This window comes from Candidatus Pantoea symbiotica (assembly GCF_056491525.1).
In genome coordinates this window covers 12,843-26,810 of sequence record NZ_JBSZHR010000003.1, presented here as the reverse complement: position 1 = coordinate 26,810, position 13,968 = coordinate 12,843, and the positions used below count along the sequence as shown (strand labels likewise).

The window sequence follows — 13,968 nt, the reverse complement described above, 5'->3', positions numbered from 1 at the left end:
CCACGTCGTGAGGCTGCTATACTCACGGCATGTGTAATTCCGTTAATTGAGAAATGAAATGTCTAACGATATTGGGGAAAGAATAAGGGCGCTCAGAGAGGCAAAAAGGTTGAGCCAGGCTCAGTTAGCAAAACAGTGCGGCTGGGTAACAGCTTCAAGATTAGGCAATTACGAGATCGGCTCGCGAAAAGTAAATTCTGACGACGCGGCCTTACTGGCTTTGGCTTTAGGGGTAACTCCTGCATTTATCTTATTTGGTGATGATTCAAGTACAGTTTACAAACAACACGAATATCCACTGCTCAATAAAGACCAATTAATAAGTCAGGAGCGCGGAGATCCCATTACTTTTGACAGTAATACTAAGTTTTACTCCTCTACAACACGGGCAAGTAAAAAATCCTTTTGGTTTCAGGTTCCGGGGCATTCGATGACTTCGCCCTATGGGGTAAAACCCAGTTTTCCAGAGGGCATCCTTGTTTTAGTTGATCCTGAGGCAAACATCGAATCTGGCCACTACTGTGTAAGTATCGTTTACAACAAGACGGAAGTAACTTTCAAAAAATTTGTTACTGAGGATGGTAAGCAGTGGCTAGAGCCTATGAATACTACAGCGAGATATCAAAGCATCGAAATTGATGAAAATTGTCGCATTCTCGGTAAGGTTGTAAAGGCACAATGGGATGATGAATTTTTTTAAGTCTTGCGAATGATCTTATCTTACATCTGAAATTGACCTCGTTCGAAGTTCTTAACTCATGCTCATAAAAACCCAAATTGCGGGTTTATGAGCATAAAAGATCACATAAAATTCAATAACAAAACGTGAACATCAAATTAAATCACACAATACGTGTTGACATATAATGCCACATCATGTGATCTTTGCCGTAGCGGAACGGAAACGCTCGAACTAATGCACTACGAGTTAGTTTGGACGGCACAATAAAGTCGGGCGGGAGGAGCACAGGAGTGCGATATCCCGAAGTGGCAAAACCCAGCTTCCTCGCAGCAAACGAGATGGCACTGATCAGTGCCATCTCCTTTGTTGAAGGGGGTTATCAATGTCTTATCGTCTTAAGAAACAATCCGTAAAATGCCCCGTATGCGGTCTTAATTTTGACCCGCGGACGCCACGTCTTCACATCACGCATTATCATTCCTCAGCGAGTGAATATGAGTTAAGAAAAATTTGTGAAGCGCGGCGCGAATGTTTCGGGAAATTAAAACCTCTCAAGCAAAAATCACCCTGCCTATCGATTTACGCGATGAAAACTGGCAAGGCTTGATTTTGCTAATCAAAAAAATCATTACAGAGGTGAAATGAAATATACGAATGGATAAGTTTTTCAGTAAAACGAATAACGATTAGATTATAAATCTCTTCGTCAGGAAGTAATTCTGACTCCTCGTCTAGTCAATGCGCGGTTGGGACTTAGCCCGGCTTGCCGGGCGTAATTTATCAGACCGCATACCTGCATTCCTTTGACCCTTTCCCGTCTTGTGCGGGATTTTTTTTTACGTCTCTGAGCGAATAAAGTGAGAGTTGCATGATGCCCGGAAAAAATCAGACCGCCATCACACATTAATTTCGATAGCAGGTTTGAGCTAAGCGCTAAGAAAGATTTTTATAATTACAAAAGCCAACCAGACTAACCAAAACCAAAGCACACTGCTGGAATAAACATTATGATTCAGGTGGTTATGCATGTAACTCGCTTACTGAAAAATAACCTTATCGTAACGACAAATGTTCCTTAGTATCGGATTTAATCTTAGGCATTATGCTTAAGCAAGGAACATTGCTGGTTCCGTTTAAAGGTACAGTTTATACCACCCGGCTTAATGCCGGGTTTTTTTATTAGCGAATGGCTTTCGATACGTCACTAAAAATTGTCAGCTCTTGTCCTGAATTGAATTGTCATTTCCAGAGGACATTCCTGAAATCTCTGCCAGACCTTCATGGTTGATTTCAGTATCAGCCCCGTCTACGGCCCGGGAAATAGTGAGCAAATCCTGCAATTCACTCAGCAAAATTGCAGCATCTGACTTGAGCATATCATCGGACTCTGCCGACTCAATAACTGTATTAATCGCTTTATTCGCACTCTCAATCATCTCAGTGACACCACCCTGCTTGCTGACGGCTAAAACCAACGCGCTGATGAGAAGTGACTGTGCTTCGACGCGGGCAGTCAGCTGCTTCGTCGCCGCGTCAATTTTCGAAATTTTGGCAAGCATGCTCAGTACGACATTTTTCATAGTGACCTCTCTCTGTAGAGGTAGAACATATTACCCGGACTGTGCATTTCCTCAATATGAAATAATCCTAAATGCCATCACGAGAAGACAGAATTGACTTATATACTCTCTACGTTGAAACCTTATGAGGGTGCTTAATAAATCAGCGCCTTACACTCACCATATTATTTAATTAATCAACGCTATTAAAAATTTATCTGGAGCATCTATGCACAATCGTGAAGCAGCAGTAAGCATTAAACAATCCGTTTTTATGGTTTTACGAGAACTGAGTATATCAGTGGGTAATATTTACGAGTATGAAGCAGAAGGTAAAGTGACCACCGAGGAATCAGAAGAGTATATGGAGAAGGTACAGATTTCAATTGATAATATAATCAGTGATATTCTGGAGCCCGTCTATACATTACACCCGGACTTACGCCCTAAGTGTTGTGCGTGTGAAAAGTCGCATGATCCTGAATAATAGCATTGCCTTTATTCAGGTTAATGATTTCTACTACACGTCATAAATAACGTGCGATCTATTTCGCCTGAAATCTCACGATCAGAAAGTAAAACAAACACCGTTCAGTATTATCATGCTGGTTAAAAATGGATTATAAACTGCTGTCCCGTCCTAGACGGGACTATTTTTACCTGAAATCAGGAGATCACATGATTTACAGATTCAGATGGGGTTGGCACATATTCACAGCCTGTTCTTTAAACCGTTCGCGGAGATTTGTCCATTTCTGTGATGGCTTAGACTGGGTATTTACCCAAAAGCTTGCGGCGTCATGCGCAGATGAATGGGTGGCCAGCCGTGAATAAACATAAGGTACCAGAACGCGTTAACATCCGGGCACGCTGTCTTCTCAGGCAATGGCGTCAGGGACAAATAAAGCCACGACGCACAATACGACATGGCTATCTTTCCATCTGCGTGACACCTTCCTGGCGTCTTCTCTCCAAAAACGGAGGGAGAAAATGGTTATTACTGAGCCACGCCGATTATGACAAAGAAATCTGAGAAGGAATCAAACATGCATGACCTGTCAATTGTAACTCGTCCAGTAAAAACGCCTAAGAACTCAATGACAGAAGAGGAATTATCGGCGCTACTTCAGGAACATAACGTCTGGCTTCAGTCCGCCGGAGAAGAAGGAAAAAGGTTGGTACTTAGCCACAGTGACTTATCTGATCACAACTTTTATAACACCAACCTTGAGAAGAGTATCTTTAATAAATGCAATCTCAGCGACTGTAATTTCCGCCGGGCAAAACTACTTCATGCTGCATTAGATGGATGTAATCTGGAGAGAGCTGATTTTACTCACGTAAAGTTTAATTATGCGTCACTGCGTCATTCCAATTTATTTTATACGAATTTCTATGACGCTAATCTTCGCCTCGCTGATGTAACGGGAACAAAGCTGAAAGGAGCCCATTTATTTGGAACCCGCTTACCTGCCAATACATGGCTTATTCTGGGTGAGGAATACAGTGTTCAAATAACGCATGGCGTCACATTAAGCGCCGGCTGTCAGACTCACAAATTCGAAGACTGGCGACGCTTCAGACTGGAAGATATTGAGGCGATGGATGGCGAACGCGCAATTCAATTTTATCCAAGGCTCCTGGATATTCTTGACTTTTATACCGGTAAAGGTGAGAGGCCAGACTGGCTTTAATTGTACCTGCTTCTTTCTGAATATTTACACGGAGTTGATCCTGTGAAAATCACATACATCACAAATGGCCAACAATCCATGCTCATCATTAAGTCCTGCATCTTCTGCTTGCTTAAACACGCGCGGGTAGCAAATGCAGCCCTGAGCGCGGCTCCAGAAGCAAACGTATCGACGTCTGGTGTGTTTTGTCTGAAAACAATCATTTCGGGCAAAACGCCCTCCATTTATGAAGCCCGCGCGGCAGCAAGGCGGGAGGAGTGTAAATGAATGTTTTGCATCTATGTCTTACTTACCCTGAACCACCCGACGAACCAGCTGAGTTTTCATTACATGGACATACTCCGTTCAGGCGCGCTGGTCAGTTCCGCTACACACACAACTGAACGCAACGCCATTAAAAAAATTCTCATTCGCCCGTTCTCCTCCAACTCAGGAGAAACAGGTCAGGCCATCACTTTTTACCCGTTAATCAATGGAGTAACACCATGAACCTTTCACTACTTGAAATCATACTGCGTGCCCACAAAATCTGGATCCGCTCAGAGGGTCAGAAAGGAAAGCGTGCCGATCTGAGTTTTATGGACCTGAGAGGTGCGTCTCTCGATAACGCTGACCTGACCCGCGCCATTATGATTGGCGCAAATTTACAGGGAGCCAGTCTTAACAACACCCTGCTTTGTCGGGCTTTTATGCCGTTTGCTGACCTTTCTGGCACCACTTTGTCAAACACCGACATCAGCCATGCAAAGTTGATGGCTGCCAATCTGCGTAATGCGGACATGCGCACAGCCAGGCTGGAAGGTGCAGATTTGCAGGGTGCTCTGATCGGGGGAGCCCGGTTACCGGACAGCATTAGCAGCACGAAAACCAGTCAGCAAAGGGTCGTGATCGAACTACTTGTTATCAGGCGCTGAGTGAAATCCAGAACTGACCTCTTTTAGCCTCACTTAGCCTTTTCCACAGCAATACCTCTTAACAGACCTATTCACAGGAACTTCACCATGATGAATAAAAACATCAGGGGCGATGCCGCCTGCGCACGTCCTTTTCACCCCATCCATTCTGTCGAGTTCAGCCGAAAGAACATTCTGAGCAGTGCCAGCTTTAGCCGTCGTCCTCCCAAACCGCTACTGCAGGTTCTGACTGACAGACTGACCAAAATCATTCTTCTGGAGGGCAAACCATGATGGGATTCATTGAGCTCGAGCACAGAAAAGAACAGCTCGATGCGGAAGAACAGGATGCTATTCGAAAAGAGCAGTGGATAGACGACGAAGCCGCACGCCTTCTGACCTTCTTTCCTGACACGCTTGATGAATTCAGGGCTTCTCTTCTTCATCCAAACGCCAGCAAGTGCTGTTTCGGTGGTAAAGCGAATCAGGAGTATCGGGACTTCATTCTTAACCTCGCTTACCTTCAGGCAAATGAAAATTATGACCTGCAGGTATTACTGAAATGGGAGGAGCCATGCCAGTAAAACCCGGCGTGTATCACAACATCAGTAATGAGAACTACCACGCAGGCCCGGGGGTCAGTAAGTCGCAGCTTGATGATGTGGCGCTGAACCCTGCCATCTACAAATGGCGTAAGGATGCGCCTGTCGATCCTGAAAAAACAGCCGCTCTGGATATGGGTAGCGCCCTGCATTGCATGCTGCTGGAACCCGGTGAATTTGATAAGCGCTATATCGTGGCCCCCGCTTTCAACCGCCGCACAAATCAGGGCAAGGCGGAAGAGCAGACATTCCTGGACGATGCCAGCAGGATGAATATGACCGTGCTGGATGCTGAACAGGGACGAAAACTCCTGCTGATGCGAGACAGTGCAATGGCTCACCCCGCAGCCAGTTACTTTTTGAAAGACGCAGGGTATTGCGAATCTTCAATCTACTGGCGAGACAGTGAAACCGATGAGCTATGTCGAATCCGTCCCGACAAATATCTGGCCAACCGCGCTGTCATCCTTGATGTAAAGAAGGTCGCCGACATGTCTCGTTTTTCCCGTCACATCGAAGAGTTCCGGTATCACGTCCAGGCCGCGATGTACTGCGAGGGTTTCTACCGTTGCTTCCGGGAAAATCCACAGTTTGTCTTTATTGCCGTGAGCGAAACCATCGATTGTGGCCGCTACCCCGTTCGGGTATTCGAACTGCATGAAGATGACTTTCAGACAGGTTTGAAACTCTTTCGCCATAATCTCGACACCTTCCACCACTGCCGCCTCAATGATTACTGGGGCGGCATTGAGACAATCCAGCGCCCGGTGTGGGCACGCAGACAGGAGTATCAGTGATGCAGAATAAACCAGTGGACCCCACGTCAGATAACACCAGCACGGCAGCCACCATTTTCAGCCCGGATGCACTGGATAAGCTTGTGCGTTTCGCCGAGATTATGGCCGGCAGCCGGGTGACTGTACCTGCGCACCTCGCCGGGAAAGCCTCAGACTGCCTCGCCGTCACAATGCAGGCGGTGCAGTGGCGCATGAACCCGTTTGCTGTGGCCCAGAAAACCTTCATGGTTAACGGCGTGCTGGGTTATGAAGCTCAGCTGGTTAACGCCGTCATCTCGACAATGGCCCCTACACGCGATCGGATACAGTATGCCTGGTTTGGTCCGTGGGAAAAGGTCATCGGCAAATTTACTGAAAAAACGTCATCAAAAGGAAATAAGTACACGGCTCCCGGATGGACACTGGACGATGAATCCGGTTGTGGCGTTCGTGTCTGGGCAACGATGAAGAATGAGGAACAGCCACGCGAGCTGGAAATCCTTTTATCACAGGCGCAGGTGCGCAACTCCACACTGTGGGCAAGTGACCCCAAACAACAACTGGCTTATCTCGCCGTCAAACGGTGGGCGCGACTGCATTGCCCCGATGTGATTCTGGGCGTTTATACACCCGATGAAATTGACACTGCTCCAACCGTTGAGCGAGATATTACTCCCGCTAAATCCACTTTGACCGACTTGAACGCACTGATCAATCAGTCCAGGCAGCAAGCCGAGGCGTTAACTGAACACAGTGATGCTGAAGATCAAGCATCAGATGTTGACCAAAGCGCATCGGATACGCCAGCAACAGCGCCACCGCCTATCCCAGATACACAGCATTCCGTAGTGACAGCGCCTGAGCAAAAATCAGCACAGCGTTCCGCCGGGAAAGCGAAAGTTTTCGACAACGATCAGGATGTTCAGCAACGGACGCCCGATAAGCTGCTGGCCGATTTCTGTGAGGCTGCGATGAACGCCAAAACCGTCAGCGCGCTGGCCAAATGCTACGCCTATGCCTCCAGAGTGCTGGCTTCTACACCAGCAGTACTTGAGAAAGCGACCGATGTCTTTCTGGTGAGGAAAGCTGAAATGGATGAAGCCGGAACAAGTCAGAAATCATGATTCTTTTAAAGTGTGGCCAGGAGACAAGGTAAGCCCATGAAAGGTAATTTACGTAACCTCCGTTATTATAATACCGCTGAAGCAGCAGCGATTGCGGAGAACTTTGGACACTATGAAAAAGCAGGGAAGCTCTGGTTAAAGGCAATGAAACTGGCCATGAGACAGGTTAATGCAGAATGGTCAGAACATCGTAGCCAGTTTTGCCAGAGTGTTTTACGTAATGGATGGTCTCAAAAATAATTTTATATTTAATTTCGCCAACACCAGGGAAAAATACAGCTTCAGAATTTATTCACTTTTCTGACTTCATCCATAATGAAATCAATGTTAAGTTCATCGCACCCAACATTAAGCACAAGATTAATAATATCTGAAAATATTTAAATTTCTGACTGGAAATACAATCAGTGGAGTAACAATATTTTTGAGGCAATAAAAATGAATAAAAAAATCCTTCGTTATATTGATGACCATCTCAGTCATGCGTCATCTCCACCTGGAGAACAAATTGTATATGTTCTTGCGAAGCTCTCTTTAACATTATCTCCCGATGCCTGGATGGTCAGGCACGTAAGGAATGAAGAGGATTTTATTTTTACAACGCATCAGGCTGCGATAGAACATCTCGACATGCACGGTGATGGAAACGACTATATCAGTCCTTTATTTGCAACTGCCAGAGTAGATATGTGTACAGGGGTGTTCCGGCACCTTCTGCTCACACCGCTATCGGAAAAAGAAGATTGATTAACCAGGGCATTACTTTTTACCTGATTTTTAATCATTCACATTTAGCCCGCCTCTATTCATGATCTCCATATAAGAACCATGGATTAACACATTAACTCGCTAAAGAGATAAAAATGAAAAACCGAATATTCATCACCTTGCTTCTTGCCTTTATAAATTCACCTGCACCTTCTTACGCAAGCTTTTGCATTGCTAACAGTTGCTTTGAAGATCTCGCCGACCTCAAAAAGCAGTTTATAGGCTTACAGAAAACCATCATTAAGACTCATTCAGATGTACTTAATCACAATGAACAACTCCCTGTTATAAAGAATGATATCAAGGGAAACAAGGAAGATATTAATAAAAATAGCTCAGATATAAAATCGATCAAAGATGACACATTCAAAAACAAGGCCTCTAACGAACAAAACAAAAAAGAAATCCTGAACAACAAGAAAGGAATATTGATCAACAAGAAAGGGTTATTGAACAACAAAGTTAAAATTGAAGAAGTTCATAGAGAAACTCAAAACAATTCAAATTCACTTAATCAGTTGACTGGCGAGATTGATGAGTTCAGGCAACTTACAAACAACAGATTTCAGAAGATTGATAAAACTGTCGCAAAAAATCATAAAAAGGCTATGGCTGGCATCAGTGCTGCAATGGCAATGAATGCCATACCTTTCGTTAATGGCAAGGATGTCAGCGTTGGAGTGGGATCTGGCTCTTATGGTGGCCAGGGTTCACTGGCTATTGGTTCTCAATTCCAAATGACCGAGATTATGAGAAGTAGCACCTATCTGAGTTATGACAGTAACAGGAATCTGGGCATTGCCGCCGGGATATCGATTGGCTGGTAAACGGAGACATAAATCAGCAGTCCTTCAGGAACACATTTCCCTGAGACATTTTCAAGCCAAAGGCCTCATCCTGTAATGAGGCCTTTGGCTTGAAAAATATAAAGGGGAGTGAAAATAAAAAAAACAAAATTGACAGCCATGTTTTTAACCCTACTAAAAAAGGTCGAAGCTGTAATCGAGCCCCATAATTACTTTTCAATAAACAACCATAATAAATCAATTCACCATCACACAATTTATTTTTTAGCCGATCAGCCAGAAATCTGATAGCGAAAAACATCGCAAATTTTTACTCCCCCCTCTTCTCCACGCCCCTAACTAACAGAAGAAAATCATTATGAAACTAAATCAATCACTAATGGTTTTAACAACAACCATGTTCATTTTTCAACCAGCACACGCCAATGTGAGAATTTTCCATCCCGGTAAACACAAGACAGATGTCAGTAGTATGAAAGAGGATATCGAACACAACCGTGACCAAATTTTCACTGATGGCATTAAGATTAACTCTCTGGAATTGAAAGTTAATGATCAGGACGTAAAAATAAATTTCAACAAGCAACAAATCGACGAATACAAAGAAAAAATCAAGAAGAACACAAATGCCATTGACACCAATAAGGAAAATATTGAAAAACATCAACAGCTGATCGACAATAACGAAAGAAACACAATCATTAATGAAATGAAAACAAAAGAAAACAAAAAGAGAATTCTCGTTAACACAGCCGACATTATCAAAAATAACAGAAATATATCGGATGTAAAAAGCCTGATATCAGAAAATACTACGAAAATTAATCAACTCGACTTCAATCAACAACGGTTCGAAACGAAGACCGAACATAAATTTGCTGCTATGGATAAACGCATCGGTTACTACCATCACAAAGCAATGGCTGGTGTGAGTTCCGCTATGTCAATGTCGGCCATACCTTTCGTTGAGGGCAAACGTTTTAGTTTTGGTTTTGGGGCGGGATCTTATGGTGGCCAGGGGGCAGTATCATTCGGATCACAATTCAGACTGAGTGAACAAATCAGGAGCAGCGCTTATATGAGTTATGACAGCAATAAAAGCATTGGCGTCGCGGCAGGCATATCTTTTGGCTGGTAGTAAGTATCAAGCTCAAGTCATAGAGATGCTCGACAGAATTCGTCAGAGCTCGATTCTACATACAGGCTGTATGCTGCTTTAATAATCCGCACAATCACGCCACGGGATCATCTATCTCTTCCAATAGCTCATCTCCCTGATTATGGATATTCCCAACTTTTTTGCTAACCGGATGCCAGGAGAAATCCTTCTCCGGCACTGCGGCATCGGCAGCAATCTCCTGCGCGCGCTTGGGTGTAGTTTCTTGACTGAGCCATTCACGAACAGCATCAGTAGTAAGCACTAGCGGGCGCCGATCGTGAATATCGACCATGCCCCTGTTGCTGGGTGACGTGACGATGACAAAGCCCTCTTTATCGTGAACTTTGCTATATGGCGCTTTACCGATGGCAGCAAAAAACAGCGGCGTTTTCTTTTTGTGGTAGATGAAATATGGCTGCTTATTGCTGCCGTCCTTTTTCCATTCGTACCAGCCGTCAGCCGGCACAATGGCCCGGCCGTTATTCCAGAGGGGTTTAAACATACGGCCGGTAGCTGCGGTTTCGCCGCGTGCATTGATGAGCGGTTGTTTATCCCACCACTCTGGTCCATAGCCCCAGTAGACCGGATCGAGATGCAGCTCTTCGTCACGTTCATTAAGCAACAGCACCTTAGTGCCGGGAGCGACGTTAAACCGCCCTATCGGTTCCGGGTCATACTGGATTTCGTCAGCCTTCAGGCCGAGCGATTTAAAGTATTCATCTCTGCTGCTGTACTGCGCAAATCGACCACACATAGGCACCTCCTTTTTAAGAATAGCGCGGTATAATCAAGTGAGGAGGACAACTGCATGTATCAAAACCTGGCAACACGCAGCAGAGTAGAACGCGATCGTATCAACGTTGATTTAGCCGCGTCTGGCGTTGCATATAAAGAGCGCATGAATATGCCCGTCGTTCCACATGAAGCAGAAATGCAGCAACCTGCAGGTTTGCGTGCTTACTTCAAAGAGCGCCTGCAGCATTACAGGAATGCCGCGCTACAGTTTCCGCGTGGCAGTGACCCGGTTTATCAGAAGGATGCGGATAAATGACGATCGTCTTTGTACCTTCACTTATTGCCTTGCTGCTATCTAAAGCGGATGAGAAAGGCTCGCCTCTAACTGAGTTGGAGGTATTAGATATCAGGGATAACGCCACCGCCATTTACGTGGACGCTGAAGCGCCTTTGAGTATGTCAGAGAGTCGTGGCTACAGGGATATCGACCCAGAAAACTGCTGGGCAGAATGGTTAGCTTTCATGAGTGAAGGCTAAAGTTTTACCGGCAGGAGTCGATGAAATTTCCACGGGGATCGGACCCGGTATATATGAAGGATGAAAAATAAGCTGTGAAATGGATTTTATTTACGGGAGCATTTCTCTCGATGTCTGCGGCAGCGGACGACAAAGCATTCGGAACGCCAGAAACTCGTTGTTTGAATGACCATACAATTCCCTTCATTAATTCATCCATACCCGCTAAGAAAGTTGTGGATGATGCCTACGTACAGTGCAAACCTGAACTTGATCAATGGATGAAATTGCAAGAGCCGCTACCTGATGACATGAAAAACAGCATGCGCAAAGAGTTGTATGACTTTTACATCAGGATGATTGAAATACGAAGAAAGTATGAAGCCAGTAAAACCGCAAAAACCGCCCAATGAGGCGGTTTTTTATTGCCTACAGGAAATCGAAATGACACATCCAGATCCGATAGATGCAGCATCAGAACTTGAGCTTCAGATGATTGAATTAGCGCTGGCTTACCGGCCGCGTGTCACGGCACCGTTCACCGGTAAATGCCTCTGGTGTGATGAGCCAGTCGACAAGGGCCATTATTGTGACACCGAATGCCGCAGCGATCATGAGAAGGAACTTCGCGCAATTAAGCACAGGAGAGCAAATGAAAATTAGTTCCCTGAAACCTGGTGATACGGCCTGGCAGCTGTATCGGCATAAGATGGGTAATACAACCATCAGCACACTCTCTGTTTGGCGGGTCAGCGTGAAGGAGGTACATGAGAAACACGTTATCGCCTCGGTTAATGGGAATGCACCCCTTAAATATCGGGAGCGTGATGTAGCAAAATGGAAGAAAAAGGAGCCGGCACTGATTCGCAGTCGTATGGGCTACTCCCGCCTCGCCACGAAAGCCGAGAAAGAAGCACTGAAATCCGGGTAGTCAATCAACATCGATAATTATTATCGCGCCTTGCGTGCGAATTTTCATTTATGAACGCTTAAAAACAGACATCATTTTTCAGAATATTTTTCCTGATAGATACTTTTAAGAAATGACTCTTCCACTTCGTGGTAACCGATTAAATTTTTAACCGGAGAATATAATGTCTCGCATGATTAAGTTATCTACCTGGGCGGAAGAGGAATTCGGCAATCCGATTCCGGGCTCCGCTACACTCAGCAAATATGCCAGGAATGGAATGATATTTCCGCCTCCGGTAAAAGTTGGGAATATCTGGCGCGTTGAACGCTCTGCGCGATTCATCGGTGCACAGTCCAGTCCTGAAATCAGGCAAAGTGATAACGTGAGATTGAAAAGGATATTAGAGGATGGCCAGACCACGTAAATATAATGTCATCATCCCTAATCTGTCCTGTTTTACTGATGCCAGAACAAAACGCGTTTACTGGCGATATAAGCATCCGGTCACAGGTAAATTTCATGGTTTAGGCACCGATGAAGCGGAAGCAAAAGCCGTCGCAATTGAAGCTAACTCCAGATTATCTGAGAATCAGATGCGTCATCTCATCAAAGCGAGGAATAAACTGGCGGAAAGCCTCAACACGTCAATAACGACTTCAGGCTGGTCAGAAAAATATCTTCAGTTGCAAACACGACGCGTTAAGTCAGGCGAGTTAAAAACGAAGACGATTCAGCAGAAGAAACTGGTGCTCGACATTCTGGTGCCAGAAATCGGTATGAAGCCTCTTGATCAAGTCACAGTGAAAGACATCAACGCCTTGATGGAGCCTTACCTCGAACGAAATAAAAACAGTATGGCGCTTCTTGTAAGAACGATTTGTATTGATTTCTTTAAGGAGGCGCAACGCGCAGGTGAAGTCAGCCCGGGCTTTAACCCAGCGCTTTCGACCCGTACACCCAGGGCAAAAGTCATGAGAGCCAGACTTGATTTGCCTACGTGGAAAAAGATTTATGCCCATGCAGAAAAACCCCGGTATATGCAACGCGCCATGTTGCTTGCTGTAGTTTCAGGGCAGCGCATTAGTGATATTTCGAAAATGCGGTTTTCCGATGTGTGGGATGATCATCTGCATATCGTTCAGCAGAAAACAGGCGCACGCATAGCACTGCCACTTTCACTACACTGCAATGCGCTAGGTATCAGCTTGCGCGAAATCATCGGGCAATGTCGTGACAGAATTCTGAGCCCCTACCTGCTTCATCATCGCGATGATAAAGGCCCCTCTAAAAGAGGCGAACAAGTTAAACCGCACTCTTTGCGAGATAATTTTCGTCTGGCAAGAGAAGCATCAGGATTGTTATGGGAGGAAGGCCAGGCCCCCTCTTTCCATGAGCAGCGCTCTCTGTCTGAGCGGCTTTACAGAGCTCAGGGCATCGATACGCAAACACTTCTGGGGCACTCAAATCAGGCAATGACAGACAAATATAACGATGAGCGAAGCAGTGAATGGAAGAAGTTGATCTTTTGACTCAAATTAGTTGCGCAAATATTTAAACGGATGTCAGCCATGTGTGAACATCATATGTTCGCAGCTATCTTAAGCATATAAATGATTTAAGTGAGCAGTTGTATATTAGTTAAAAAGCTAATGTCATGTTTTTCTCTCGAAAGGGTAACAAGAACTATGGCAGTTAAAGTTTACACTGGATTGCGACCTTTCGGATTCCATGCGAAAGATGC

22 protein-coding genes are annotated in these 13,968 nt (G+C 45.0%); 20 read left to right on the top strand and 2 right to left on the bottom strand.

All coding sequences use genetic code 11. From position 1 onward, the window contains the following. Positions 1–58: 58 nt before the first annotated feature. A complete protein-coding gene (locus ACXIZX_RS20755) occupies positions 59–700 on the top strand; it encodes a helix-turn-helix domain-containing protein (RefSeq protein WP_091003930.1) in 642 nt (213 codons plus the stop codon). Positions 701–1,896: 1,196 nt separating this feature from the next. Here the strand turns inward: ACXIZX_RS20755 and iraP are convergent. After that, positions 1,897–2,262 (bottom strand): anti-adapter protein IraP, encoded by a 366-nt coding sequence (gene iraP, locus ACXIZX_RS20750; RefSeq protein WP_154183910.1) that lies wholly within the window; start codon positions 2,260–2,262, stop codon positions 1,897–1,899. A gap of 208 nt (positions 2,263–2,470) precedes the next feature. On the opposite strand from iraP, the gene ACXIZX_RS20745 reads away from it, so the two are divergent. From ACXIZX_RS20745 to ACXIZX_RS20690, 12 genes are all read left to right on the top strand, one after another. After that, positions 2,471–2,728: a hypothetical protein gene (locus ACXIZX_RS20745; protein WP_154183912.1), complete on the top strand. Its 258-nt coding sequence runs from the start codon at positions 2,471–2,473 to the stop codon at positions 2,726–2,728. Positions 2,729–3,049: 321 nt separating this feature from the next. Then, a complete protein-coding gene (locus tag ACXIZX_RS20740) occupies positions 3,050–3,274 on the top strand; it encodes a ParE family toxin-like protein (protein WP_479404906.1) in 225 nt (74 codons plus the stop codon). 13 nt (positions 3,275–3,287) lie between these two features. After that, the gene (locus tag ACXIZX_RS20735) at positions 3,288–3,935 is read left to right on the top strand and encodes a pentapeptide repeat-containing protein (protein WP_479404905.1); all 648 of its coding nucleotides are present in this window, start codon (positions 3,288–3,290) and stop codon (positions 3,933–3,935) included. 485 nt (positions 3,936–4,420) lie between these two features. Next, complete coding sequence (locus ACXIZX_RS20730) at positions 4,421–4,849, top strand: pentapeptide repeat-containing protein (RefSeq protein ID WP_154183914.1); 429 nt, start codon at positions 4,421–4,423, stop codon at positions 4,847–4,849. Positions 4,850–4,936: 87 nt separating this feature from the next. After that, on the top strand, positions 4,937–5,122 hold the full coding sequence (locus tag ACXIZX_RS20725) for a hypothetical protein (protein ID WP_154183915.1): 186 nt from the start codon (positions 4,937–4,939) through the stop codon (positions 5,120–5,122). Beyond that, complete coding sequence (gamL, locus tag ACXIZX_RS20720) at positions 5,119–5,412, top strand: host nuclease inhibitor GamL (RefSeq protein ID WP_154183917.1); 294 nt, start codon at positions 5,119–5,121, stop codon at positions 5,410–5,412. The genes ACXIZX_RS20725 and gamL overlap by 4 nt, the downstream gene beginning before the upstream one ends. Continuing rightward, positions 5,403–6,227 carry a PD-(D/E)XK nuclease-like domain-containing protein gene (locus ACXIZX_RS20715; RefSeq protein ID WP_479404904.1) on the top strand — a complete coding sequence of 275 codons (825 nt, stop codon included), beginning with the start codon at positions 5,403–5,405 and terminating at the stop codon, positions 6,225–6,227. The genes gamL and ACXIZX_RS20715 overlap by 10 nt, the downstream gene beginning before the upstream one ends. Then, entirely contained in the window at positions 6,227–7,330 is a 1,104-nt protein-coding gene (locus tag ACXIZX_RS20710; protein WP_154183921.1) for a RecT family recombinase, read from the top strand. The genes ACXIZX_RS20715 and ACXIZX_RS20710 overlap by 1 nt, the downstream gene beginning before the upstream one ends. Before the next feature lie 36 nt (positions 7,331–7,366). Further along, on the top strand, positions 7,367–7,570 hold the full coding sequence (locus tag ACXIZX_RS20705) for an ANR family transcriptional regulator (protein WP_154183923.1): 204 nt from the start codon (positions 7,367–7,369) through the stop codon (positions 7,568–7,570). Positions 7,571–7,768: 198 nt separating this feature from the next. Then, positions 7,769–8,077 carry a hypothetical protein gene (locus ACXIZX_RS20700; protein ID WP_154183726.1) on the top strand — a complete coding sequence of 103 codons (309 nt, stop codon included), beginning with the start codon at positions 7,769–7,771 and terminating at the stop codon, positions 8,075–8,077. Between the two features lie 116 nt (positions 8,078–8,193). After that, positions 8,194–8,925 carry a YadA-like family protein gene (locus tag ACXIZX_RS20695; protein WP_154183724.1) on the top strand — a complete coding sequence of 244 codons (732 nt, stop codon included), beginning with the start codon at positions 8,194–8,196 and terminating at the stop codon, positions 8,923–8,925. A gap of 337 nt (positions 8,926–9,262) precedes the next feature. Beyond that, positions 9,263–10,042 carry a YadA-like family protein gene (locus ACXIZX_RS20690; protein WP_154183722.1) on the top strand — a complete coding sequence of 260 codons (780 nt, stop codon included), beginning with the start codon at positions 9,263–9,265 and terminating at the stop codon, positions 10,040–10,042. A 94-nt stretch (positions 10,043–10,136) separates the two neighbouring features. Here the strand turns inward: ACXIZX_RS20690 and ACXIZX_RS20685 are convergent, their stop codons facing one another. After that, positions 10,137–10,817 carry an SOS response-associated peptidase family protein gene (locus ACXIZX_RS20685; RefSeq protein ID WP_154183720.1) on the bottom strand — a complete coding sequence of 227 codons (681 nt, stop codon included), beginning with the start codon at positions 10,815–10,817 and terminating at the stop codon, positions 10,137–10,139. A 54-nt stretch (positions 10,818–10,871) separates the two neighbouring features. On the opposite strand from ACXIZX_RS20685, the gene ACXIZX_RS20680 reads away from it, so the two are divergent. The 7 genes from ACXIZX_RS20680 (at position 10,872) to ACXIZX_RS20650 (ending at position 13,756) form a co-directional block, all read left to right on the top strand. Next, positions 10,872–11,114, top strand: coding sequence for a DNA polymerase III subunit theta (locus ACXIZX_RS20680; RefSeq protein ID WP_479404903.1), 243 nt, complete (start codon positions 10,872–10,874; stop codon positions 11,112–11,114). Then, positions 11,111–11,335: a hypothetical protein gene (locus tag ACXIZX_RS20675; protein WP_154183716.1), complete on the top strand. Its 225-nt coding sequence runs from the start codon at positions 11,111–11,113 to the stop codon at positions 11,333–11,335. The genes ACXIZX_RS20680 and ACXIZX_RS20675 overlap by 4 nt, the downstream gene beginning before the upstream one ends. Positions 11,336–11,409: 74 nt before the next feature. Beyond that, positions 11,410–11,727 (top strand): hypothetical protein, encoded by a 318-nt coding sequence (locus ACXIZX_RS20670; protein ID WP_479404902.1) that lies wholly within the window; start codon positions 11,410–11,412, stop codon positions 11,725–11,727. Between the two features lie 31 nt (positions 11,728–11,758). Beyond that, entirely contained in the window at positions 11,759–11,977 is a 219-nt protein-coding gene (locus ACXIZX_RS20665) for a hypothetical protein (RefSeq protein ID WP_479404901.1), read from the top strand. Beyond that, complete coding sequence (locus tag ACXIZX_RS20660) at positions 11,967–12,245, top strand: hypothetical protein (RefSeq protein ID WP_154183712.1); 279 nt, start codon at positions 11,967–11,969, stop codon at positions 12,243–12,245. The genes ACXIZX_RS20665 and ACXIZX_RS20660 overlap by 11 nt, the downstream gene beginning before the upstream one ends. Positions 12,246–12,408: 163 nt before the next feature. Continuing rightward, positions 12,409–12,651: an excisionase gene (locus ACXIZX_RS20655; protein WP_101761672.1), complete on the top strand. Its 243-nt coding sequence runs from the start codon at positions 12,409–12,411 to the stop codon at positions 12,649–12,651. Continuing rightward, the gene (locus tag ACXIZX_RS20650; RefSeq protein WP_101761673.1) at positions 12,635–13,756 is read left to right on the top strand and encodes a phage integrase Arm DNA-binding domain-containing protein; all 1,122 of its coding nucleotides are present in this window, start codon (positions 12,635–12,637) and stop codon (positions 13,754–13,756) included. Before ACXIZX_RS20655 ends, ACXIZX_RS20650 begins: the two co-directional genes overlap by 17 nt. The last annotated feature ends 212 nt before the right edge of the window (positions 13,757–13,968 follow it).